Origin of the sequence: Paenibacillus sp. OT2-17, from assembly GCF_009827695.1 — a bacterium.
Taxonomy (GTDB): domain Bacteria; phylum Bacillota; class Bacilli; order Paenibacillales; family Paenibacillaceae; genus Paenibacillus; species Paenibacillus polymyxa_B.
On sequence record NZ_WUDQ01000577.1, the window covers coordinates 1 to 2,292 of the forward strand.

General features: G+C 46.4%; 2 protein-coding genes and 1 pseudogene. 1 reads left to right on the top strand and 2 read right to left on the bottom strand.

The genetic code is table 11. The annotated features are described in order from the left end of the window. Nucleotides 1–233 (top strand): annotated as a pseudogene (locus GRP75_RS24755) (MFS transporter); the annotation flags it as partial. Between the two features lie 136 nt (nt 234–369). On the opposite strand, the gene GRP75_RS24760 reads toward GRP75_RS24755, so the two are convergent. Beyond that, nucleotides 370–1,116 carry an RluA family pseudouridine synthase gene (locus GRP75_RS24760; protein ID WP_160790651.1) on the bottom strand — a complete coding sequence of 249 codons (747 nt, stop codon included), beginning with the start codon at nt 1,114–1,116 and terminating at the stop codon, nt 370–372. Nucleotides 1,117–1,125: 9 nt separating this feature from the next. Further along, on the bottom strand, nt 1,126–1,989 hold the full coding sequence (locus GRP75_RS24765; RefSeq protein WP_028540694.1) for a class I SAM-dependent methyltransferase: 864 nt from the start codon (nt 1,987–1,989) through the stop codon (nt 1,126–1,128). Between the last annotated feature and the right edge of the window lie 303 nt (nt 1,990–2,292).

Consider the following 2,292-nt stretch of genomic DNA (forward strand, 5'->3'; position numbering starts at 1 on the left):
CATCGATTGTTACATCTGAGGGACTGACCGTGACGGATAAAGCGGGGATGCTGGCTGCAGGCAACCAAGCTACAATTTATGGGATTAACTCGGCTTTTATCATTGCAACAGTGTTGAGTGTGGCCGCTCTGATTTTAGCGTTTTTCATCAAAAATACGAATGCACAAAACGCCCATCCCCGTCAACAGCTGGTAAACAGCAAGAAGGGGCAGTCCGTGGCTTCCTCGTCATAAAAGGATGAGATGACGCATTAATTTAATTTTCTGCAAAAAAAGAACCTGCAATGCATGTTTGTTTACATGCGTTGCAGGTTCTTTGTGCAAATGGGGTTGAAGATGTTGATATCCAGATAGGGCAGGGATTTCCGGTTCAAATTTCAGACGTAATCATGTTCTCATAAAGCGACCGGGGCCATTCATTCCATGGAAATTGGACTGGAGGTAACGAGTGAAATCTCATATCGTCCTTGCTAACCGGATGCGGTGCTCCAGCGAGTAAGGACCAGAGAGCGAGCTGTTGACCGGGCCGGCTCAGATTACCGCCATATTTTTGGTCACCGTAGAGGGGACAGCCGATCGCCTGCATTTGCACACGAATTTGGTGTGAGCGTCCGGTGTGCAACTTAATCTGCACGAGACTGAGTCCATCTGCTTGTCCGATTATGCGGTACTCCAAAATGGCTTCCTTCGCACCAGCCGTGCCAGGCCGAACCGCTTGAACCGTGTTGGTACGGCTATCCTTTAGCAGATAATGGGTTAGACGGCCCTGTGGGGCCGTAGGAACGCCATTCAGAACTGCTGTATACAGTTTGTGAAAATGACGACTTCGAACCGACTCAGACAGGCGAGAAGCAGCTTTGGACGTCTTAGCAAAAATCATGGCTCCACCTACAGGCCGATCCAGTCTGTGAACTAAACCCAAAAAAACGTTACCAGGCTTATTGTGTCTAATTTTTAGATCTTCCTTGAGTAAAGACAACAGATCAGGATCACCACTGGCATCCTCTTGCGTTGGAACATTGACAGGCTTTACAACCGCCAAAACATGATTGTCCTCATAGAGGACAGGAATATTCGGCTGTGCATGCTCATGCCGGGTAAGTTCATTTTGAGTCATAAGAGGAATTTAAGCCTCCCAGCGTCCGAGAATACCACAAGGCAAATTCAATCCCGAGCGTGTGATCGGCAATCCAATTTCACCAGCGCTAATTTGGCCGCCGTACTTTTGTTGCATGGTCATGCTCAGCATGTTGCGCAATACAGTAGGCGAAATACCTGTAGTATAAGAGTTAATCAGCATGAACAGCGGTTGATCTGAAATAATGCTCATGCAGGATTCGAGAAACGGGTATAAGCTTTCTTCAAGCTTCCAAGTTTCTCCGTTTGGTCCGCGTCCGTAAGAAGGAGGGTCCATAATAATGGCATCATAACGGTTGCCCCGACGTTGTTCTCGTTGCACGAACTTGAATACGTCGTCCGTAATGAAGCGTACCGGACGGTCAGCCAGACCGGACAATTGAACGTTTTCCTTTGCCCACTGCACCATGCCTTTGGCGGCATCCACGTGAACTACACTAGCTCCAGCATACGCAGCAGCAGTCGTGGCTCCTCCCGTGTATGCAAACAGGTTCAGTACGGAAATTGGTCTGCCTGCGCCTTTGATTTTATCCATCATCCAGCTCCAGTTCGCTGCTTGCTCTGGAAAAAGACCGGTATGCTTGAAGCTGGTCGGTTTAATGTGGAATTTAAGCGGTCCATAGCTAATTGTCCAGCGCTCGGGGATAGGTTTTTTCATATCCCAGTTGCCACCACCGGAGGAACTACGGTGGTAATGTCCATGAACATTACGCCATTCGGCTGTTTCCTGGGCCAAAGGCCATATGATTTGCGGATCGGGACGACGCAGGACAATATCACCCCAACGTTCCAGTTTTTCACCACCGCCTGTATCCATTACTTCATAGTCTTTCCATTCTTGTGCTACATACATGTACAATCCATCCTTCAGCAGTCAATTCAGGATTCAGGCAGCAAGCTGCACAGAAATCCCCATATGGAGTCTATTGTACAACAAACCTCAGCAACAATCGAATGATTACATAAATAAGTAAGTAGTCAAATGGTCCAAAATATTTTTTCTAGGATGTACTTGTAATTATAGCGCTTCCATATTAAAATGAAATCAATCCCACTTGTACGTACAACTATCCGTTTTTTATCATAATAATGAAAAACGGATTGTATTGTACGTACATAATATTTTTTTATCAACACAGCTGAAGTTCTACTTAAT

What these genes read in the sequence shown, in the direction of transcription:
- GRP75_RS24765 (WP_028540694.1), bottom strand. Translation starts at nt 1,989, where the DNA reads ATGTATGTAGCACAAGAATGGAAAGACTATGAAGTAATGGATACAGGC.
- GRP75_RS24760 (WP_160790651.1), bottom strand. Translation starts at nt 1,116, where the DNA reads ATGACTCAAAATGAACTTACCCGGCATGAGCATGCACAGCCGAATATT.